At 54.9% G+C, this 19,229-nt stretch carries 20 protein-coding genes; 9 read left to right on the top strand and 11 right to left on the bottom strand.

Translation table 11 applies throughout. From position 1 onward, the window contains the following. Positions 1-139: 139 nt before the first annotated feature. The 3 genes from MOY_RS07665 to MOY_RS07655 all read left to right on the top strand — a co-directional run bounded on the left by MOY_RS07665 (position 140) and on the right by MOY_RS07655 (position 4,519). The gene (locus MOY_RS07665) at positions 140-2,314 is read left to right on the top strand and encodes a malate synthase G (protein WP_009098325.1); all 2,175 of its coding nucleotides are present in this window, start codon (positions 140-142) and stop codon (positions 2,312-2,314) included. A 126-nt stretch (positions 2,315-2,440) separates the two neighbouring features. After that, positions 2,441-2,857 (top strand): PaaI family thioesterase, encoded by a 417-nt coding sequence (locus MOY_RS07660; protein WP_009098322.1) that lies wholly within the window; start codon positions 2,441-2,443, stop codon positions 2,855-2,857. A gap of 144 nt (positions 2,858-3,001) precedes the next feature. Further along, positions 3,002-4,519 carry a methyl-accepting chemotaxis protein gene (locus tag MOY_RS07655; protein WP_009098320.1) on the top strand — a complete coding sequence of 506 codons (1,518 nt, stop codon included), beginning with the start codon at positions 3,002-3,004 and terminating at the stop codon, positions 4,517-4,519. Between the two features lie 26 nt (positions 4,520-4,545). Here the strand turns inward: MOY_RS07655 and MOY_RS07650 are convergent, their stop codons facing one another. Then, positions 4,546-4,926 carry a DUF423 domain-containing protein gene (locus tag MOY_RS07650; RefSeq protein WP_009098318.1) on the bottom strand — a complete coding sequence of 127 codons (381 nt, stop codon included), beginning with the start codon at positions 4,924-4,926 and terminating at the stop codon, positions 4,546-4,548. A 143-nt stretch (positions 4,927-5,069) separates the two neighbouring features. On the opposite strand from MOY_RS07650, the gene thiS reads away from it, so the two are divergent. The 3 genes from thiS to trmB are packed head-to-tail and all read left to right on the top strand — an operon-like array spanning position 5,070 to position 6,885. Next, positions 5,070-5,291, top strand: coding sequence for a sulfur carrier protein ThiS (gene thiS, locus MOY_RS07645; RefSeq protein WP_009098316.1), 222 nt, complete (start codon positions 5,070-5,072; stop codon positions 5,289-5,291). Between the two features lie 37 nt (positions 5,292-5,328). Further along, a complete protein-coding gene (locus MOY_RS07640) occupies positions 5,329-6,123 on the top strand; it encodes a thiazole synthase (protein ID WP_009098314.1) in 795 nt (264 codons plus the stop codon). A 12-nt stretch (positions 6,124-6,135) separates the two neighbouring features. Beyond that, positions 6,136-6,885, top strand: coding sequence for a tRNA (guanosine(46)-N7)-methyltransferase TrmB (gene trmB, locus MOY_RS07635; protein ID WP_009098312.1), 750 nt, complete (start codon positions 6,136-6,138; stop codon positions 6,883-6,885). A 40-nt stretch (positions 6,886-6,925) separates the two neighbouring features. Here trmB and MOY_RS07630 read toward each other — a convergent pair whose 3' ends face one another. Together MOY_RS07630 and MOY_RS07625 are read right to left on the bottom strand one after the other, a co-directional pair. Beyond that, the gene (locus MOY_RS07630) at positions 6,926-7,927 is read right to left on the bottom strand and encodes a 2-hydroxyacid dehydrogenase (protein ID WP_009098309.1); all 1,002 of its coding nucleotides are present in this window, start codon (positions 7,925-7,927) and stop codon (positions 6,926-6,928) included. A gap of 341 nt (positions 7,928-8,268) precedes the next feature. Beyond that, positions 8,269-9,183, bottom strand: coding sequence for an AEC family transporter (locus MOY_RS07625; RefSeq protein WP_009098307.1), 915 nt, complete (start codon positions 9,181-9,183; stop codon positions 8,269-8,271). 61 nt (positions 9,184-9,244) lie between these two features. Between MOY_RS07625 and MOY_RS07620 the strand changes: the two genes are divergently transcribed. Both MOY_RS07620 and MOY_RS07615 read left to right on the top strand, forming a co-directional pair. Next, a complete protein-coding gene (locus MOY_RS07620; RefSeq protein WP_235803679.1) occupies positions 9,245-9,793 on the top strand; it encodes a hypothetical protein in 549 nt (182 codons plus the stop codon). 5 nt (positions 9,794-9,798) lie between these two features. Then, on the top strand, positions 9,799-10,404 hold the full coding sequence (locus MOY_RS07615) for an SCO family protein (RefSeq protein WP_009098303.1): 606 nt from the start codon (positions 9,799-9,801) through the stop codon (positions 10,402-10,404). Between the two features lie 14 nt (positions 10,405-10,418). On the opposite strand, the gene MOY_RS07610 is transcribed toward MOY_RS07615, so the two are convergent. The 7 genes from MOY_RS07610 to MOY_RS07580 all read right to left on the bottom strand — a co-directional run bounded on the left by MOY_RS07610 (position 10,419) and on the right by MOY_RS07580 (position 16,734). Beyond that, positions 10,419-11,495 carry a PHB depolymerase family esterase gene (locus tag MOY_RS07610; RefSeq protein WP_009098300.1) on the bottom strand — a complete coding sequence of 359 codons (1,077 nt, stop codon included), beginning with the start codon at positions 11,493-11,495 and terminating at the stop codon, positions 10,419-10,421. A 3-nt stretch (positions 11,496-11,498) separates the two neighbouring features. Then, a complete protein-coding gene (locus tag MOY_RS07605) occupies positions 11,499-12,179 on the bottom strand; it encodes an FKBP-type peptidyl-prolyl cis-trans isomerase (protein ID WP_035540384.1) in 681 nt (226 codons plus the stop codon). Between the two features lie 134 nt (positions 12,180-12,313). Further along, a complete protein-coding gene (locus MOY_RS07600) occupies positions 12,314-12,757 on the bottom strand; it encodes a universal stress protein (RefSeq protein ID WP_009098296.1) in 444 nt (147 codons plus the stop codon). Positions 12,758-12,778: 21 nt separating this feature from the next. Further along, positions 12,779-14,062, bottom strand: coding sequence for a TRAP transporter large permease (locus MOY_RS07595; RefSeq protein WP_009098294.1), 1,284 nt, complete (start codon positions 14,060-14,062; stop codon positions 12,779-12,781). A gap of 17 nt (positions 14,063-14,079) precedes the next feature. Then, a complete protein-coding gene (locus MOY_RS07590; protein WP_009098292.1) occupies positions 14,080-14,667 on the bottom strand; it encodes a TRAP transporter small permease in 588 nt (195 codons plus the stop codon). 242 nt (positions 14,668-14,909) lie between these two features. Continuing rightward, complete coding sequence (locus MOY_RS07585; RefSeq protein WP_009098290.1) at positions 14,910-15,956, bottom strand: TRAP transporter substrate-binding protein; 1,047 nt, start codon at positions 15,954-15,956, stop codon at positions 14,910-14,912. Positions 15,957-16,161: 205 nt separating this feature from the next. Next, positions 16,162-16,734, bottom strand: a complete 573-nt coding sequence (locus tag MOY_RS07580) for a TIGR02444 family protein (protein ID WP_009098288.1) — start codon at positions 16,732-16,734, stop codon at positions 16,162-16,164. A 29-nt stretch (positions 16,735-16,763) separates the two neighbouring features. Between MOY_RS07580 and MOY_RS07575 the strand changes: the two genes are divergently transcribed. Then, complete coding sequence (locus MOY_RS07575; protein WP_009098286.1) at positions 16,764-18,710, top strand: ATP-binding cassette domain-containing protein; 1,947 nt, start codon at positions 16,764-16,766, stop codon at positions 18,708-18,710. A gap of 19 nt (positions 18,711-18,729) precedes the next feature. On the opposite strand, the gene dtd is transcribed toward MOY_RS07575, so the two are convergent. Further along, positions 18,730-19,167 (bottom strand): D-aminoacyl-tRNA deacylase, encoded by a 438-nt coding sequence (dtd, locus tag MOY_RS07570; protein WP_009098283.1) that lies wholly within the window; start codon positions 19,165-19,167, stop codon positions 18,730-18,732. Positions 19,168-19,229 lie beyond the last annotated feature (62 nt).

Below are 19,229 nucleotides of genomic sequence, written 5' to 3'. Positions count from 1 at the left end.
TTTGGTCGAGCATTTTGCCGCTTTAAAGAGTAGGCTGTTTACATGTACGTTCAGATATGGAAGTATTTTCCATAAATATACCTTTACCCTGACCGTGGACCTTTCCTTAACCCACGGGCACCTTCACAGGAGAGACCCCATGAGTGAGCGTATCACGCGTCACCGTTTACAGGTGGCAGCCGACTTAGACCGCTTCATCAACGAGCAGGCGCTGCCGGGGACTGGCGTCGACGAAAGCGCTTTTTGGGCCGGTGTCGATGCCTTGTTTCATGATTTGACCCCCAAAAACCGTCAACTACTCGAAAAGCGCGATGTGCTGCAAGAGAAGCTCGATACCTGGCACCGTGAAAACCCCGGTCCAGTCAGCGACATGCCTGCTTACCGCCGCTTTTTGAAAGAAGTCGGTTACCTCGTCGAGGCACCGAACAGCGTAAAAGCCACCACTGCCAATGTTGACCGTGAAGTCGCTGTTCAAGCAGGCCCACAGTTGGTAGTGCCGGTGAGCAACGCCCGTTATGCGCTAAATGCGGCTAACGCGCGCTGGGGCAGCCTTTACGATGCGCTGTACGGCACCGATGCAATTTCAGAAGAGAATGGCGCTGAGAAAGGCTCCAGCTTTAACCCCAAGCGCGGCGAAAAGGTGATTGCCTACGCCCGTGGCGTGCTGGACCGCGCAGCGCCGCTGGCCACTGGCTCGCACCGGGATGCGATTAAATACGTTATTCGCGACGAACACTTGGTGGTCACGCTGGAAGGCGGTCGCGAAACCGGTTTGAAAGATTCCGGCAAGCTGATCGGCTTTAACGGCGAAGCATCTGCCCCAGAAGCAATCCTGCTGGCCAACAACGGCCTGCACCTGGAAATCCAGATCGACGCCAGCCATCCGATCGGTAAAACCGACCCCGCCCACGTAAAAGACGTGGTGGTAGAAGCGGCGCTAACGGCCATTATGGACTGCGAAGACTCCATTGCCGCGGTCGATTCTGAAGATAAAGTGGGTGTATACCGTAACTGGCTCGGCCTGATGAAGGGCGACCTGGAACAAAGCATCGATAAAGGTGGCAAAACGTTTGTCCGTAAGCTGAACGATGACCGCACATGGAAAACCACCGATGGCGGAAGCGTCACGCTGCCCGGCCGTTCGCTGCTGTTTGTACGTAACGTGGGCCACCTGATGACCACGCCAGCGGTGCTGGACGAGAACGGCAACGAGCTACCGGAAGGCATTCTGGATGCTGTGGTCACCTCACTGATTGCCCTGCACGACCTGAAAAAAGACGCCGACCAAGCGCGTAACTCCCGCACAGGCTCGGTATATATCGTTAAGCCGAAGATGCACGGTCCGAAGGAAGTGGCCTTTGCCAATGAACTGTTCTCCCGTGTGGAAGACATTCTGGGCATGAGCCGTGACACCCTAAAAATGGGCATCATGGACGAAGAGCGCCGCACCACGGTCAACCTGAAAGCGTGTATTGCTGAAGCCACCTCCCGCGTTGTGTTCATCAACACCGGCTTCCTCGACCGCACCGGTGACGAAATGCACACCGCCATGGAAGCAGGCCCGATGGTTCGCAAGGGCGATATGAAAAGCGCCGCCTGGATCTCTGCGTACGAGAAAAACAACGTACAGATCGGCTTGGCCTGTGGCCTGCGCGGCCGCGCCCAAATCGGCAAAGGCATGTGGGCCATGCCGGACCTAATGCACAGCATGCTGGAGCAGAAAATTGGTCACCCGAAAGCCGGTGCCAACACCGCATGGGTGCCGTCGCCTACCGCTGCGGCGCTACACGCACTGCATTACCATCAGGTAAACGTCACTGATGTTCAGCGCGAATTAGAAGCCCAAGGTGAGCCAGACTACCTCGATGACCTGCTAACCGTACCGGTGGCGGAAAACCCCAGCTGGTCGGACGAAGAGATCCAGCAGGAGTTGGACAACAACTGCCAGGGCATTCTGGGTTATGTTGTTCGCTGGGTAGAGCACGGCGTAGGCTGCTCGAAAGTACCGGATATCCATAACGTCGGCTTGATGGAAGACCGCGCCACGCTGCGTATTTCCAGCCAGCACATTGCCAACTGGCTGCACCACGGCATTGTGGACGAAGCACGGGTGGAAGAGACACTGAAGCGTATGGCGAAAGTGGTCGATGAGCAGAACGCGGGCGACCCCACCTACACCGCCATGAGCGCTAATTTTGAAGGCTCTACTGCCTTTAAAGCGGCTTCAGACCTTGTCTTCAAAGGCCGTGAACAGCCTTCCGGCTACACCGAACCGCTACTGCACGCGTGGCGTCAGGTGCATAAAGCGAAGTAAACGCTGCGCACTGACTAGACAATAGTCGCTAAAAGCCCCTCACGGTCTCGCACCTTGAGGGGCTTTTGTTTAGCTTAATAACATGCTTACGTTAACGTTAACGAAATCAATCACAGGAAAATAACAATGACCGTCATGACCGCCGAACAAATCGAACACTTCCTTGATGATGTATTTCCTCAGCGCATGGGCAAGATAGAAAACGTAGGCGATATGTGCGCCACCATGCGCTTAACGATTGGCAATGAGCACCTTCGCCCTGGCCCCCGCGTTTCTGGCCCCACCATGATGGGCTTCGCCGATGTAGCGCTTTACGTAGCGATTCTGGCGCAAATTGGCCCGGAAGCCATGGCGGTCACCAGCGACTTAAACTGCCATTTCCTGCGGGCCGCTTCTGGTGATCACGACATCATCGCCCACGCCAAGCTGATCAAGCTGGGCCGTCGCCTTGCGGTGGGTGAAGTGCAGATTTTTTCCGCCAGTGACGAAACCAAGCCGGTCGTTCATGTCACTGCTAGCTATGCATTACCTGCCTACACGTAACGTTGGTGCTCCTGGCATCGTAATAAACGTTATTTCTTTATATTCTCTCCAGCTATATACATTTTCATTAAAGGCATTGACATCCAAGCCGATAATCGTGGTACCGATTGATTACGCCTTACCAGGCTGCAAGGAACACTCTTAATGACCAACGCTTCTTTTTCACACCATATTGCGCGTACCGATAGGCTCATGTGGTGGCCGTTAGGTTTTATAGCGCTCTTATGCTTGGTCGTAGGCGTTTTCACTCATACGCTGATGCTCGTTACCGTGGTCGGAGTGGTGACGCTTCCACTCACCTATCTTCTTCAACAAAAGCTCACTGGGCACATTGCCAATGGGTTCGTTAAAGCCGCGGTCATGATGGTTTGGGCTGCGACGCTCATCGAACAAAGCGGCGGGATGATCGAAGCTCATTTCAGTATTTTTATCCTACTATCGGTATTAATTCTCTACAGCGATTGGCGGGTGATCGCCGTTGGCGGGTTGGTCATCGCCCTCCACCATGCGCTGTTCACATGGCTGCAATATCAAGGTGTTGTGCAGCTGTATATCAGCATGGGCGACATGGACAGTATGGCCCACGGCGAAACGACTCACGGCCCGATAGACTTAATATACTGCTTGCTGATGCATGGCGGCGCCGTGGTCGCCCAGGTGATTATTTTGGGCTACCTGGCCAAAGTGCTGGAGAGAATGGTGAAGGAAAGCCTGCACGTCAGCCGCTTTGCCGTTGCCGCAGGCGGCGGCAAGTTAGATATGGTGTTTAGCGATACCGAACAGCAGTTACCCGGGGTAGCCGCTATTATCAATATGCGCGATCAGGTTGCTGAAAGTTTACGCAAGACACAAACCGCAGCAAGCCAAGTCACCGATTACAGCCAACACCTTTTTACGGCCCAGGAGCAGTTGCGTACGCAAACAGCGCGTAATAGCAGCCAAACGGAACGCATCTCCACTGGCACCGCTGAACTAGCGGCCACTACCCGCGAAACAGCGGAAGAGTCCCAGCACATTCGCGATCTGGCCAATCATGCTGAGCAAGTCGCTCGCCAAAACGGTGAGCAGGTCGAAGAAATGCGCGAGATGATGCGTTTAATTAATCAGCATGCGGGTAACATCCACGAAATGCTGAGCGAAATTGACAACATTACGTTTCAAACCAATCTGTTAGCACTCAACGCATCGGTTGAGGCGGCCAGGGCCGGCGAGCACGGGCGAGGCTTTGCTGTCGTCGCCAACGAGGTTCGCACGCTGTCTAAAAACACCCAGAGCACCGCTTCTCGAATACGTCAAACCATTGCGGTCACGACTGACCAAGTCTCTCAAGGCGTTGATCAGACCACCACGATCGCCAAAACCACTCAGTCGCTTATCCAAAGCTTTGAACAAGTGGCTATGCGTTTAACCAATATGGACAGCGCGTTACAACAACAGCATCAAGGCGTAGAAGAGCTAGAGCAAAGCGTTAACGAGATTTACAATGCCTTGGAGCTGTCACGCGAAGCAGTGGATAACTCGCACAGTATGGCTGAGCAGCTATCCGGCACCGCCGACACCCTAATGCTCGCTGTGAGCGGCTTTACACTGCCCGCATCCTCAAGCGCGCCAGCAGCGCAACAAGTGCTCATCGCATCACCCAAGCGCCAACAGGTTAGCTAACTGGCAGAGTCGACGGCGGAGGTTGACTAGGGGCGACTAAAAAGCGCCACCGCCCCAAGTGCCAGCCAACCTGACATTAACAACAACCCACCAACCGGGGTCACGAGACCCAGGCCTAGCCCTGCCAGGGCCATCAGGTAGAGCGAGCCTGAAAAAGCGATGATTCCCAGCGCCCAGAGCGTTAGCACAACCCGCTGCCCTGCCAGTGGGCAGCTGCTGCGCCAGACCAACACAGCCAACATCGCTAAGGTATGCCAAGCTTGGTAGCGCACGCCGGTTTCCACAATATCGACCATCGCCGCACCAGCGCTCGCCGCCAACCCATGGGCAGCGTAGGCACCTAACATCACCATCAGCGCACCGGAAAGCGCCACCAAACACCACCACAGACTATCTACTCGCTGCACGCTTTACTCCTCTTGATAAATCTTGATAACCACCGTTTACTGATTAAAACGCTCAGATATTAACGTCACCGCATACCTTGCACGCCGCTAAACCGCTACAATAGAGCGCGTTTTGCCTCACAAAAATGGGACGTTCACCGTTTATGTCTACCCTCAATGAGTCGATACAGCTTACGCTCAACGGCGAACCCTACGCCATTGCTCCTCGCCTAACCGCCGCAGACCTAGTGGAACAGTTGGGCCTTAGCGGACGCCGTATCGCCGTCGAAGTCAATGAACAGATTGTGCCCAAAAGCCAGCTGGCCGCCACCCTCTTAGCGGATGGCGACCAGGTCGAAGTCGTTCACGCTATTGGCGGCGGCTAGCGCTGCCTTCCGCTTGTGCTTTTTCCAAGGATTCGTCATGACGCAACTGACCGATACACCGTTTACCATCGCCGGACGCGACTTTAGCTCCCGCCTGCTCGTGGGCACCGGAAAGTACAAAGATTTTACTGAAACCGGTGCTGCCATTGCCCAAAGCGGGGCAGAAATTGTCACCTTCGCTGTACGCCGCACCAACCTTGGTCAGGACGCCGACGCTCCGAACCTGCTGGATGTGATTTCGCCTAAGCGCTACACCCTGCTGCCCAACACCGCGGGCTGCTACAACGCCAAAGATGCGGTGCGCACCTGCCGCCTGGCGCGGGAACTGCTGGATGGCCACAACCTGATCAAGCTGGAAGTACTCGGCGACGACCACACGCTTTACCCCAACGTGGTCGAAACCCTAAAAGCTGCCGAAACGCTGCTGGCCGATGGGTTTGATGTCATGGTCTACACCAGCGACGACCCTATCGTGGCACGGGAATTAGAAGCCATGGGGTGTTGCGCCATCATGCCGCTAGGTTCGCTGATTGGTTCGGGTCACGGCATTCAAAATCCCCACAACGTGCGCCTGATTGTTGAACAGAGCAGCGTGCCGGTTCTGGTAGATGCTGGCATTGGCACGGCATCTGATGCCGCCATGGCCATGGAGCTGGGCTGCGATGGCGTATTGCTCAACACCGCCATTGCCCATGCCCAAGACCCGCTGCGCATGGCCAACGCCATGAAACTTGCCGTAGAAGCAGGCCGCGATGCGTTTTTGGCAGGCCGCATGCCGCGCCGCCAAAGCGCCGACCCCTCTTCGCCTTTTGCAGGCCGGATTAACGGCTGAAATAGAGACACCATGACCGATACGAACGACACCACGCCCGAAAGCAGCACCACCGGCCCTGAAAGCGTTGATGCCCCGCTGCACCGCCGGGGCATTAAAAGCTATGTGATTCGCGCCGGGCGTATGACCCCCGCCCAAAGCCGTGGCCTGGAAGAAGTATGGCCCCGCTTAGGACTCACCATCGCCGATGGCCGCCAGGATTTAGACGCTCTGTTTGGCCGCCAAGCGCCCCGCGTGGTGGAAATTGGCTTTGGTATGGGCAATTCGCTGGTTGAGCAGGCCGAAAGCCATCCGGACACTGACTTCATTGGCATTGAGGTTCACGCCCCCGGCGTTGGCAAACTGCTTGATGAGGTGGATAAACGCGGCCTATCTAATCTGCGCGTTTACCGTGAAGATGCCCTCGCCGTGCTTGAACAGTGCTTGCCAGAGGGCTCGCTGACTACGCTGCAGCTGTTCTTTCCTGACCCGTGGCCCAAAAAGAAGCATCACAAACGTCGCATTGTGCAGCCTGCTTTCGTGGAGCTCATTCGTACGCGTCTCAAGCCAGGCGGCACTTTCCATATGGCCACCGACTGGGAAGCCTACGCCGAGTGGATGGCCGAGGTCATGGAAGCCGCCCCCGGCTACGCGAATACAGCCAGTGCAGAAACTGCCCCCTACGTCCCGCGCCCGACGTTCCGCCCGTTGACGAAGTTTGAAGCCCGCGGCGAAAAACTCGGCCACGGCGTATGGGATTTGATCTACCGCCGAGAAGACTAAAAAGCGACGCAGCCGTCGGGTAAAGCGGCTTAACTATCTCTCAAACGCGCTTGCTGTAAACGACCCGGTGCAACGTGCCGCTGCCACATTCAAAGGCATCTACATTGGCCAGGGTCGTTTCAGCAATATTGGTGAGCGCTTCGTCAGTGAAAAACGCCTGATGGCCGGTAATCAGTACATTGTGGAAAGTGGTTAAGCGCATAAACTGGTCATCCTCGATGATCCCATGGGATAAATCTTCGAAAAACAGCTGCTCCTCCTCTTCGTAGACATCCAGACCCAGGCGGCCGATATGGCCGCTTTTCAAACCAGCAATCACCGCCGAGGTGTCCACCACGCGGCCACGCCCCGTGTTGATCAGCATTACCCCCCGCTTCATTAACGCAATAGCATCGGCATCAATCAAGTGATCGGTATCCGGGGTTAACGGGCAGTGCAGCGAGATAATATCCGCCTGGGCGTAAAGTGACTCCAGCGGCACATACTCTACAAACGCCTTGGCCTGTGGGTTAGGTTGCGGGTCATAAGCCAAAATACGGCAACCAAAACCGTGCATGATGTCAGCAAAAATCAGCCCAATATGGCCGGTACCAATCACGCCCACGGTTTTGCCATGTAGGTCAAACCCCAGCAGGCCGTCCAGCGCAAAATTACCTTCCCGTACGCGGTTATAGGCACGAAAGGTCATACGGTTCAGGCTCAACACCAACGCCACAGCGTGTTCGGCCACCGCGTGGGGCGAATAAGCGGGCACCCGCGCCACGGTAATCCCAAGCCGTTCGGCAGCCGCTAAATCCACATGGTTAAAGCCCGCCGAACGCAGCGCCACTAAGCGCGTGCCACCCGCGTGAAGCTGCTCAAGTACAGCACTATCCACGTGGTCGTTAACAAAGACGCATACTCCGTCAAACCCCTTCGCTAACGGTGCGGTGTCATGGGTCAGCCGCGCATCAAAAAAGCTCAGCTCATGGCGGTTAGCGGCATTCGCCCGGGTTAAAAAGGTTTGATCGTAGGGTTTAGCGCTAAAGACGGCGATGCGCATGGCGGTTTCTCCTTACTCGTTATTGGCGCTCAGCAACTGATTAACGCTAAGCATGACGTGAGACATTATCTGCCCAAAAGTGACAAATAAGCGTAACGGTGATCCACAAAGAGGAGGGTAACTAGAAAAAGAGTAGCCAGAAAAAAGAAGCCGCTCCAAGGGGAGCGGCAAAAGACCGTGACTAGCAATGAGAGGGAGAAACCATGACAGAAAATGAGTTGATACTGCTTACCAAGTATCTGTCGAGGTTCGTGGCGTCTCATCAAACGCCGACAAACACAATATAATCATTCTCATTTAATCTGTCAACACAAATGCGAATAGTTTGTATTTATTTTTAGCTAGACCACCAATTTCAGCCAAAAGGGCAACGTCAGCATTGCCAACAGCGTTTGCCCGGTAATAATCGCCGCCATCATCTCCGCGTCGCCACCCAGCTGACGAGCCAGGATGTAAGCTGACGTCGCCGTCGGCAGTGCGGCAAATAAAAGTGCTACATCGCGGCTTACCGCATCCAGCCCCAGCGACCAGGACAGCAATAGAACAAACGCTGGCATTAACAGCAGCTTGACACTGTTGGTGGCCATGACGCCTCGGTCAAACCTCAGCAGCGCCGACGGACGCAGTGCTACGCCAACAGCCACTAGCCCTAACGGCAACGCCGCACGCCCTAGCAGCTCCACGGTGTCTTGACTCCAACCGGGCAAGCCTATCCCCGTCAGGTTTAATGCGATACCCGCTAGGCAGGCCAGTATTAGTGGGTTTTTCGCCAGCGCTATGGCGCTTTGACCCATACTTGCGCGCCCCAAGGTGCCTGCGGCGACAAAACTTGCAACACACATTACGTTAACCACCGGCACCATGATGGCTACCGCCACCGCTGCCGTCGTGGCGCCAAGGCTGCCATGTAGCGCCGCGGCACCGGCCACGCCCACGTAGGTATTGAAACGCACCGCCCCCTGAAACACTGACGTAAACGCCGCAGGCGATAACCCCAACCAAGCGCGAAAGTGCCACAAACCAAGGCCAAACAGCCCCATGGCACCTAATAGCACCAGCGCTAGCCGCCCCACGGGTACTTGGCTTACATCCGCGGTGGCAAGTGTGCTTACCAGCATGGCTGGGAACAGCACAAAATAGATTAAGCGCTCCATTTGTGGCCAAAAGGTAGCGTTGGGCCAGCGCCCATAACCAATCGCAGCCCCTAACAAAATCAATAAAAACAGCGGCCCTAACGCACCAGTGATACTCCCCATGGTCGTTCCTTAGTAAGTGCGACATCCCAGCACAGCGGACATCTGCGCGATTGCTGTTACCATGAGCCCATCTCCGCCTCACGGCCTGCGTAGCGACTATTCTGCCATGAAGAAATTGTCTAAACCTGTCTACTTTACGGGTTTTCCCGCACTTAAAGTGCTTATTCTTGTGACCGGCTTAGCCCTTGCCGCCTGCACATGGTACGTGTTTGCCAACTCGCTGCGGGACGATAGCGATGTCACCTGGTTTGCACCCAACGCAGGCTGTGATTTACACACCCACCCCTGCACTGCCATGCTCGGCGACAAAGGGCGAATCACGCTAACGGTTGATACCGATGGGCGTATTGAAGCGTTGGAGATTGTGCCGCTGGAAGTACACGTAGAAGGTATTGACGCCCAACATGTTAGCGTTGATTTTATCGGCCGAGATATGGATATGGGCCTACACCGCTTTGGCTTAACCGCGACCGCCGCTGATCATTTTTATGGCCAAGGTCAGGTAGGTATTTGTACGMAAGCCGTAATGCCCTGGCGTGCACGTGTCATACTGGATACCCCAGAAGGCAAATTGGGCAGTTGGTTCGACTTTGACGTGATTCGGAGTTAATAAGCATGGCAGCTAGAACAAAACGTAAATCTCTTTGGCTAGGCTTAGGGCTGTTAGTCGCCCTGGTGATAATCAGCCTTATCGGTCTCTACCAAACAACCCTGAATAACGATAGTGGTGAGCCAGCAGGCGGGGCCATCGAAATGCCTTCGACCCACGGCGATTTCTCTTTGGCGCAGCTTGATGAAGGGGATATTGCTATTGTCTCGTTTGGCTATACCTACTGCCCCGACGTATGCCCCATCAATCAAGCCGTTAAACGCCAGGCGCTTGCCCAGTTAGACGAAACACAGCGCGAGCGCGTACTGCCCCTATTAATTACCGTCGATCCAGAGCGTGATACGCTTTCGCGAATGGAAGAGTACATGCAGTTTTTCGGAGACGAATTTATTGGCTTAGTGGGAAGTGCCACACAGCTTGAAGATGTAGCGGCGCGCTACGGGGTCATCTGGCGCCGGGTAGAAGCACCTGATTCAGCGATGTCATACACCATTGATCACAGCGCATCGCTCTTCCTGGTAAACCGTGAGGGCGAGATTTTGCAGCGAGTACTCTACTCGCCCACGCCCCACGCCTTAATATCAGCATTGGAAAACGAACTGGATGGATGAGCGATGATGCCGCGTCACTCCTGGTGAGCTGACGCGCTCTCCTCCGTCACCTCACCTTCTAGCCTGTCCAGCATGGCCATTAATGCCCTAACTTGTGTGCCATCGCGGGTGTCGTGAAGCGGATTTATCTGCCAAGTACTTTCGGCAAAGCCCCACCAGTCCCAGCACCCTTGGGGGTTTGCCATGCTGCTTTTCGCCTGGGGGTATAACACCACCTGCCCGTTCTCTTCTGCCCAGCGGTTTAAGCCGCTGTGACGGATAAACGTATCGCCAATAGCATCAACGCTCATTTGGCAACCATGCAGTGCAACGGACACCGGGCAGCCGCCCGCCTCGCACGCCTCGGGTATAAACACATAGCCTGTATCCGCCAGCCCTTTTACCGCAAATTCCGACTGGTCAAACGCCACGAGTTCACCGCTACTTGGTGAAGAAGGGCGCTCGGGATAGAGCCACGACAACATCTCGCTGGCGACGTCTTCATTGCAGGCCAGTACATGGCTTCCACCACCCTGACGACAGCCACCCAACGCCTGAGGGTCGATGGCTGCTTCTTGGGGCAACCGCACCGGCCACCCATGACCGGTATGCTCGCTTTTAACCCAGCGAAGCTGCTCTTCCGGTGAGGCAAGCCAAGCTTCCCACTGTTCAGCTAGCAGGCTTCCAAGTTCAGGCGTGACCACACTGTCCTCGGCGCCATGCCAGATATAGGCGCGCAGCTGGCTGAGTGCCTCCTGGCTGCCCACCAGCTCTTGCGCGGCGTAACGCTCCCGTCGTGCATCCAAGTCATCCAGGGAAGGTAGGCCACGACGGGTTGTCATGCACTGGTTAAGCGCAAGGCTTAATGCCCCTTGGGCACAGCTCCATGGCCCAGCGGCCAGCACCCCAACACCGCTAAAACGCTCGGGCCATGCCACCGCCAGTTGCGTTGCCATATAGCCCCCGGACGATACACCCAGCACGCTGGCCTGGTCACTATCAGCACTTAATTCGGGCAGAGGGGCAGGAGTCTCAGCGTAGGCAGCGCTGCTGCCCAGCATAATAAGCGCGCCCATCAGGCAACGCACAGAAGCAGACGGGGCTGAGCGCATGGCTTACTCGACGCCTAGTAGTTCAACGCGGAACGTCAGCATTTCGTTCGGACCGATAGGGCCTTGGCCGCCTTCACCGTAAGCAAGTTCGGCAGGAATATACAGCATCCAGCTATCGCCAACGCTCATCAGTTGGAGCGCTTCCTGCCACCCTTCGATAACTTGGTTGACCTGGAAGCTCACCGATTGACCACGCTCAAAAGAGCTATCAAATACGGTGCCATCCAGCAGCATACCTTCGTAATTCACTTCAACAGTGTCTTCAGCGCCCGGCGTTGCGCCGTCACCCGACTCCAGCACTTCGTACTGCAAGCCTGAGTCCGTTACTTCCACCTCATCACGCTCGGCGTTTTCAGCCAGGAAAGCTTCACCCTCTTCCAGATTCAGCTGGGCGATTTCAGCGGCTTCCTGTTCACGAGCCTGCATCGACTGCGCCTGGAATGCCACCAGCGCTTCCATCATCTCTTCTTCATTCAGCGCTAAGTCATTGCCCTCAAATACATCACGCATGCCGTCAGTGAAGGCATCGAGGTCAAGATCTTCGATATCGGCTTGCATGCTTTCGCCTAAGGTGACCCCTAAGCTGTAAGCAAGACGCTGTTCGTCCGTTTCAGGTGACGCCGCGGCGAAAGGTGCCACCAGTAACAAACCCGTTAATGCGGTTGAAGAGAGCAGTACTTTCATGAAAAAAACCTTATTCAGGGGCGCGGTACGCCAAAAATTGAGTGCCTTAAAGACTAACACCCGCCGCCCCAGGCTGCATTACCTGAAACGGCGGGTGATGCTCAGACCACATAAGTGAGTAGAGGTTTAATGCATCACACCACCAATGTAGGACAGTGCGCTGCACCCGCCACACGCTGAGAGACGCTGCCCAGCAGGAGGTTCTTCTCGCCATTGGTACCCTGAGCGCCAATCACAATAAGATCGCACTCTCGCTTACGGGCAAAACGCACAATCGTGCGCGACGGGCGCCCGCCCTTAACAAAGGCCCTGACCCTAGTGCTGTCGGTGCCTAGTTCAATCGCGTAAGACTTAGCGTGTACGGCGATTTCAGTCGCGTACTCCTTAAGCGCATCATCGGGGATGTCGAGCTTGTTAGGCCGCACCATAGAAAGCGACGCTTCCAGCAGACTGTGGTGTTTAAATACACACAGCAGGTAAAGCTCAGCGCCGGTCAGCATATGCAGTCCGATAGCTTTTTCAAGTGCCTTAATCGCCCCTTTTGAGCCATCCACCGGCACTAAAATGCGGTTAAACATGTGCGTTATCCTTGTGATGGTTTAGCGGAAGGCAAGGTCGCGCAGGAACAGTGCAATTTGCGGATAAGCAATAATAAGCGCCGCTGCGGAAACCAGCATAAAGATGAACGGTGGCGTTCCTTTTATCACTTCCAAGTAAGGCCGCTTAAAGATCGCAATCGCCGTAAATATGTCGCACCCAAAGGGTGGCGTAGCCGAGCCTATGGCGACTTGTAGCGTGATCAACACACCCACGAGCACGGGATCTAGACCAGAAGCCGCTATAGCGGGGGCAAAAATCGGCGTTAGTACCAAAATCACCACAATGGGATCAACGAACATACAGGCGACAAAAAACGCAATAGAAATAGCGATTAATACGCCAACTGGCCCTGCCTCGTTAATACCAAAGGTGCCCAGTATTGCCTGAGGAATCTGGGCAAAGGAAATAACCCATGAGAAACCATTACCTGCTGCTACCAAAATAAAGACCACCGCGGTAATCAAACCGGTGGACTTTGCAATGGTGAACATATCGGGCAGCTTCAAGGAACGGAAAATCACAAACTCAAGCAGCACCGCGTAGAGAACACAGGCAGCAGCAGCTTCGGTAGGGCTAAACACGCCGCCATAGATACCGCCAACAATTAAAACCGGGAAACCCAGCGGCCATAATGCCTTTTGCACCGCAACCCCGCGCTCTTTCCACGACGCTTTTGGCTCAGTAGGCACCTTATTCACAATGGCGTAGATAATACAGTAGGTTGAAAACATAGCCAGAATCAGCAGGCCAGGCCCAATACCGGCAATAAACAGTTCAGCAATGGAGGTTTGCGAAATAACTCCGTAAATAATCATGCCAATACTTGGCGGTATCAAAAAGGCAATGTCGCTGGAGTTAATAATCAGGGCAAGCGTAAAAGGGTCTTTATAACCCGCCTTGAGCATCCGCGGACGCAGCGGCGAACCTACCGCAACAACGGTTGCCTGAGTTGAGCCAGACACCGCACCAAACAGCGTACAGGAAGTCGCCGTACTCACCGCTAGTCCGCCTTTGATATGCCCCACAAAGGACATCACCATATCGATCAAGCGGTTAGCCGATTGGCCTCGTGTCATAATATCGGCAGCCAAAATAAACATCGGCACCGCAATGAGCGCGGTAGGACTTATCCCGCGCATCATCTGTTGGATCAGGGTTTCCATTTGCCCTAAACCGCCGAAGCTCATAAAGAAGCCCACAAACGCCGCGGTCATCAGTGGAATCATCATCGGGAAGCCAAGCAGCAGCAGCACGATCATGATGGTAATTATCGTTGCAGTCATGTGTCGCTCCTCGCGGCCTAAACTTCCGTTTCGGTATCTTTATAGCCATCCACTACGTGGGTCGAGAGATAAACATCTTTCGAAATCACGTTGGTATAGGCCGTCATGAGGTACTGAATCCCCGTTACTGCAAACCCAACGGGGACCCATACGTACATCCACCATGCAGGAATGCCAGTAGAGGGAAGGCTGCGACCACGTCCCATAACCGTCGTGATGTAGCCAACGGCGTAGTAGCACAACACAAACATCACCAGCGCAGTAAACAAGCTGATAAAAATCATCAGCCAGCGACGCCCGCCGGTAGGCAGCGCATCATAAATGGCCGACATCCGAATATGACGGCCATGACGTGCGGCATAACCAATACCCGCAAAGGTTACCAGCACGATTAGCATGCGGTTTACTTCTTCAGAAAAGTGCAGGCTCTCTCCAAAAACAAACCGCCCTACCACGTTGGCCACCGTATTCACCGCCATTAAGATGACACCGGCACCTAAAATGACGGCCTCACCTTTACTGATCCAGGTATCCAATACGCCAAGCGGGCCAGGCAACATGGAGCGATACTTTTTTTCTGCAATATCATCTTCGCTCATATCCATCGCATTTGCTCCTCTTGGTTCCCCTGACGCTAGTCACTGCGTCCTGTTATTTAGCCAGCGGTGTTATCTAGTGCCGAGTGATGCAGAGACGCTAAGCACATGGGGCTAATACACGTCCCTCTACACTGTAACGATTAACCGCTACCCAACATTCAACGCTGATTAGCCGCACAAGCCTTTAATGCAAAAGGGGCAGCCTATGGCCGCCCCTACACACGTTGCGCTAACCATCCAAAGGCTGATTAGTTGCTTTGTACTGCTTCCAGGTCTTGCTTGAACTGTTCAAGCAGCGCAGCACCACGTTCACCGGTCAGCTCAACAAAACGCTCTTCAACCTGCGGTGCACGCTCACGGAAGGCTTGAATCTGCTCTTCATCAAGACGGGTAACCGTAACCTCATCAGACGCGGCCTGGATTTTCTCCAGTGACTCATCTGCTAAGCCTGAGATGTGCTCAATGATGTGCTCGTAAGCGGCTTCCGTCGCATCACGCACTAGCTGCTGGTCATCTTCAGACAGCCCTTCATAGAAATCCTGGTTGGCCATCATCGCGGTGGTGAACCAGCCGTGGCCAGTAAAGACTAAGTTAGGCGACACTTCGTAAAGACCACCAGACTCGATCCAGAAAATCGGGTTTTCCTGGCCTTGCAAAATGTTGGTTTGCAAGCCGCCGTATACTTCACCCCAAGGTAGCGGCGTGGGGCTGGCACCAAAAGCACGATACGTTTCTGCCAGAAGTGGGTTGGTCATCGTACGAATATTTTTACCGCGCAGCTCTTCCGGCGTAGTAAACGGCTCATCAAGCGTTACTACCATTTCGCCTTCCGGATACATCTTCAGCAGCTCAAGGCCCTGTTCGGCGTAAAGCTCTGGGAAGGTTTCATGAATAGCGGTACTGGTGTTGAAGAACTCAATAACCGTTTCTTCATCGGTGGGCAGCAGATAAGGCACAAAGAAAATTTGCGCTTCAGGAATCAGCGCCCCGGTGAAGCCCGGTGATTGGTTAACAAACTGGAGAATCCCCGCCTGGGTCTGTTCCATAATATCGTCAGACTCGCCAAGCTCACCAAAGCGATAGACTTGAACGGTGTGATCAGAGTTCTCTTCGACGTACTCTTTAAACGCCATTGCGAAAACGTCTTGTACATCGCCTTCGTATTCTTCGTGGGCGTAACGCCAGTTATCCGCCTGGGCAGCAGCGCTTAGGCCAAACAGCAGGGCGCCAACGCTAGCCGTGGTCAATAACTTTGTCGTTACTGAACGAGTCGAAAAAGTTTTTTTTGCCTTCATGCAGAGTTCCCCTTTCAGTGGTCAGCGCGCTATACAAGTGCGCCAAAATCTTATTTTTTGAATAACGCAGTTTCCTATTTTGCTAGCTCACAACGACTCTAAAGCCAACGCATATCACCCCTGCTGATTAGTTAGTTATTGCTGTGATTTAGCAGATGATTTATTCAGCGTATGCCGCGTTATTCAAAAATAGCTTAATTTCAGGCTAGCGTGATGAACCCAAGCGGTCAAGCTGGCAAGCCACTACCTCCAACGCCGACAACAGGTCTCTACGAGTGTGGCTCCCGTTTTGTCTTTGCTGATCAAATTCCAGAAAAAACAGCGTATCATGCAGCCATCTTGCGACTTCTGGCGGGCTGATTTGATTATTTGTTAATCGTTGATTACTCGCCGTGGCGTGCCAGGCCCACGCCTGCCAGCGTTGAAGGTTTTCACGCTCGGCTTGAAGCTCAGCCTGCTGAATGGTTTTGCGCAGCGTAGTAATGGAGTCACTTCCTTCCGCTTGCGGCTTAAGCTCACGACGCAGCGATCTTAGCGCCTCGGTGACCCGCTGCTGCCAGCCTAAACGCTCTTGACGGATGGTATTTAACGCCATAGGAGCAGCTTGCAAACCATACTGATAAAGCCAGCTATGGAACAGCAATTCGCACACATCACCGCCTGCTTTGTCCTGTAATACGAGGCAAGCCTGCTCAACCCCGGGCTGGGCATAAAGTGCCAGTGCGAAATCCCACAGCGGAGCCTGCTGTAAGCGCTGTAATCGGTTAGAATCGAGCATTGATTTACCCACTTTTATCGGGAGAATGCATGATCGCACTGCGCCAAGTCGCCCTGCAACGGGGCACACAAACGTTACTCGATAACGCTGACCTTATGCTCCACAGCGGCATAAAGGCGGGCATTATCGGGGCAAATGGCGCCGGTAAGTCGAGCCTGTTTAAACTCCTGCTAGGCGAGCTTGGGCCCGACCAGGGCGACGTTGAGATGAGCGGTGGTCAGCGAATTGCCCACATGGCCCAGGAAGTAGACGCCCTAAACCGCCCCATTGTGGAGTATGTACTGGATGGCGATCACGCGCTGCGTCGCGCGCAGGCAGACCTGCTGGCCGCTCGCGAAGCAGACGATGCGCACCGGGAAGCCGAATTACATGGGCTGATCGAAACGCTGGATGGCTACACGGCCGAATCACGGGCGGCTCAGCTGCTGGTGGGGCTTGGGTTTGTACAAGCCGATCTTAAGCGCCCCCTGTCGGACTTTTCCGGTGGCTGGCGTATGCGGGTGAACCTAGCGCGCACGCTGTTTATGCCTTCCGATCTATTACTGCTTGATGAGCCGACCAACCATCTGGATCTTGACGCCCTGCTTTGGCTAGAACAGTGGCTGACTCGCTACCCAGGCACGCTGCTGCTGATTTCTCACGACCGTGACTTCTTGGATGCTGTGTGCGATCACATCGTCCACATGCATCACCAAACGCTTGAGCTTTACCGCGGCAACTACTCCCGCTTTGAACGCACGCGGGCTGAAAAGCTTGCGTTGCAACAAGCAGAAGCCGCCAAGCAGCAGGCCCGGCGCGAAGAAATTGAGCGCTTTATTGCACGCTTCCGCGCCCAGGCAACCAAAGCGAAGCAGGCACAAAGCCGCGTGAAAATGCTGGAGCGCATGGGAGACATTGCCGTCGCCCACACGGATTCGCCTTTTCACTTCACCCTGCCTGCCGCCGACAAAACATCCCACCCTCTCCTCGTACTTGACCAAGCCACCCTGGGCTATCGCGGCGACGCGGGCGATGTCGCGCAGCTAGAGAAGGTCAACATTACCCTGCTGCCCGGCAGCCGTATCGGCTTGTTAGGCCCCAACGGAGCGGGTAAGTCGACGTTGATCAAATCACTGACCGGTGAGCTTGCGCTGCTCGAGGGTAAGCGAGTGCCTGGGGAGCATTTAGCCATTGGCTATTTTGCCCAGCACCAGCTGGAAAGCCTCGACGTGACCACAACGCCCTTTGTGCATGTGCAGCGTCTCTCACCCACAGCGAGCGACCAAGACATTCGCAATTTCCTCGGCGGCTTTGGCTTTAAGGGCGATGACGCCTTTGGCGAAGTGGCTACTTACTCCGGTGGTGAAAAAGCGCGTTTGGCACTGGCGCTGGTTGCCTGGCAAAAACCCAACCTACTGCTGCTCGATGAACCAACTAACCACTTGGACTTGGAAATGCGCGAAGCGCTTACCGAGGCACTGGCAAGTTTCGAGGGTACGGTGATTCTGGTCTCCCACGACCGCCACCTGCTGCGCGCGACGGTGGATGAGTTCTGGCGGGTGGCCGATCACCGTGTGGAACCCTTCGACGGGGATCTGGACGACTACCGGATATGGCTGAAGGCACGCCTGGAAGAGGGCCGCCGCGATGCGCGTAGCGAAAAGAGCGAGCGCCAAAGCCAGCAGCCCAGCAGCGACCGCAAAGCTACCCGCAAGGCGGCGGCGGAACTGCGCGAGAAGCTGCGGCCGCTGAAAAAACAGCGCGATCACGCTGAAAAAGCCATGGAAAAAACTCAGCAGGCGCTGGAAGAGGTCGAATCCGTGCTCGCCGACCCCGCGCTCTACACCGATAGCGCTCGAAAGGCTGAATTAACCCAAGCGCTTGCCCAGCAAGCAGACATTAAGGCGCGTTTAGACGGCGCCGAACAAACCTGGCTCGCCGCCGAAGAAGCGCTTGAAGCCATGGAAGCCGAGCTACTGGCAAGCGAAGATACCTAACTTGGTGGGCGGACAGCCCCTAGCTTTCCAGCAGAAACGTAACCGGCCCGTCGTTCACCAGTGCTACCTGCATATCAGCGCCGAATTGGCCGGTTTCAACCTTGGGCCAAGCAGCGCGGGCTTGGCTAACTAAGTAATTAAACAGTTGCTCCCCTTCCCCCGGGGGAGCTGCGCTAGAGAAGCTGGGCCGCAGCCCCTTGCGGGTATCAGCGACAAGGGTAAATTGGGAAACCAGCAAAAGCCCCCCGTCAGCCTGCTGCAGGTTGTGGTTCATCTTGCCGTCAGCATCGCTAAATACGCGGTAGTGCAGCAACTTGTGAAGTAGCTTATCGGCCTCTGTCTCGCTATCGCGCTTCTCCACCCCTACCAACGCCAACAGCCCGTGGTTAATATCACCGACTACGTCGCCATTTACCGTGACGCTGGCACTTTTTACCCGTTGAATCAGTGCTTTCACGCTTTCCCCTTGCATGGTTCTCTACAGTGAGGACAGTGTAAGCGCCGCCACCCGATTCAACC

Source organism: Halomonas sp. GFAJ-1 (genome assembly GCF_000236625.2).
Classification (GTDB): domain Bacteria; phylum Pseudomonadota; class Gammaproteobacteria; order Pseudomonadales; family Halomonadaceae; genus Vreelandella.
Note: the sequence above shows the minus strand (reverse complement) of the source record. Positions and strands in the feature narration are given on the sequence as shown.

Excerpts from the sequence above, each read along its gene's own strand:
- MOY_RS07665 (WP_009098325.1), top strand. The coding sequence starts at position 140 with ATGAGTGAGCGTATCACGCGTCACCGTTTACAGGTGGCAGCCGACTTA.
- MOY_RS07660 (WP_009098322.1), top strand. The coding sequence starts at position 2,441 with ATGACCGTCATGACCGCCGAACAAATCGAACACTTCCTTGATGATGTA.
- MOY_RS07655 (WP_009098320.1), top strand. The coding sequence starts at position 3,002 with ATGACCAACGCTTCTTTTTCACACCATATTGCGCGTACCGATAGGCTC.
- thiS (WP_009098316.1), top strand. The coding sequence starts at position 5,070 with ATGTCTACCCTCAATGAGTCGATACAGCTTACGCTCAACGGCGAACCC.
- MOY_RS07640 (WP_009098314.1), top strand. The coding sequence starts at position 5,329 with ATGACGCAACTGACCGATACACCGTTTACCATCGCCGGACGCGACTTT.
- trmB (WP_009098312.1), top strand. The coding sequence starts at position 6,136 with ATGACCGATACGAACGACACCACGCCCGAAAGCAGCACCACCGGCCCT.
- MOY_RS07630 (WP_009098309.1), bottom strand. The coding sequence starts at position 7,927 with ATGCGCATCGCCGTCTTTAGCGCTAAACCCTACGATCAAACCTTTTTA.
- MOY_RS07625 (WP_009098307.1), bottom strand. The coding sequence starts at position 9,183 with ATGGGGAGTATCACTGGTGCGTTAGGGCCGCTGTTTTTATTGATTTTG.
- MOY_RS07615 (WP_009098303.1), top strand. The coding sequence starts at position 9,799 with ATGGCAGCTAGAACAAAACGTAAATCTCTTTGGCTAGGCTTAGGGCTG.
- MOY_RS07610 (WP_009098300.1), bottom strand. The coding sequence starts at position 11,495 with ATGCGCTCAGCCCCGTCTGCTTCTGTGCGTTGCCTGATGGGCGCGCTT.
- MOY_RS07605 (WP_035540384.1), bottom strand. The coding sequence starts at position 12,179 with ATGAAAGTACTGCTCTCTTCAACCGCATTAACGGGTTTGTTACTGGTG.
- MOY_RS07600 (WP_009098296.1), bottom strand. The coding sequence starts at position 12,757 with ATGTTTAACCGCATTTTAGTGCCGGTGGATGGCTCAAAAGGGGCGATT.
- MOY_RS07595 (WP_009098294.1), bottom strand. The coding sequence starts at position 14,062 with ATGACTGCAACGATAATTACCATCATGATCGTGCTGCTGCTGCTTGGC.
- MOY_RS07590 (WP_009098292.1), bottom strand. The coding sequence starts at position 14,667 with ATGGATATGAGCGAAGATGATATTGCAGAAAAAAAGTATCGCTCCATG.
- MOY_RS07585 (WP_009098290.1), bottom strand. The coding sequence starts at position 15,956 with ATGAAGGCAAAAAAAACTTTTTCGACTCGTTCAGTAACGACAAAGTTA.
- MOY_RS07580 (WP_009098288.1), bottom strand. The coding sequence starts at position 16,734 with ATGCTCGATTCTAACCGATTACAGCGCTTACAGCAGGCTCCGCTGTGG.
- MOY_RS07575 (WP_009098286.1), top strand. The coding sequence starts at position 16,764 with ATGATCGCACTGCGCCAAGTCGCCCTGCAACGGGGCACACAAACGTTA.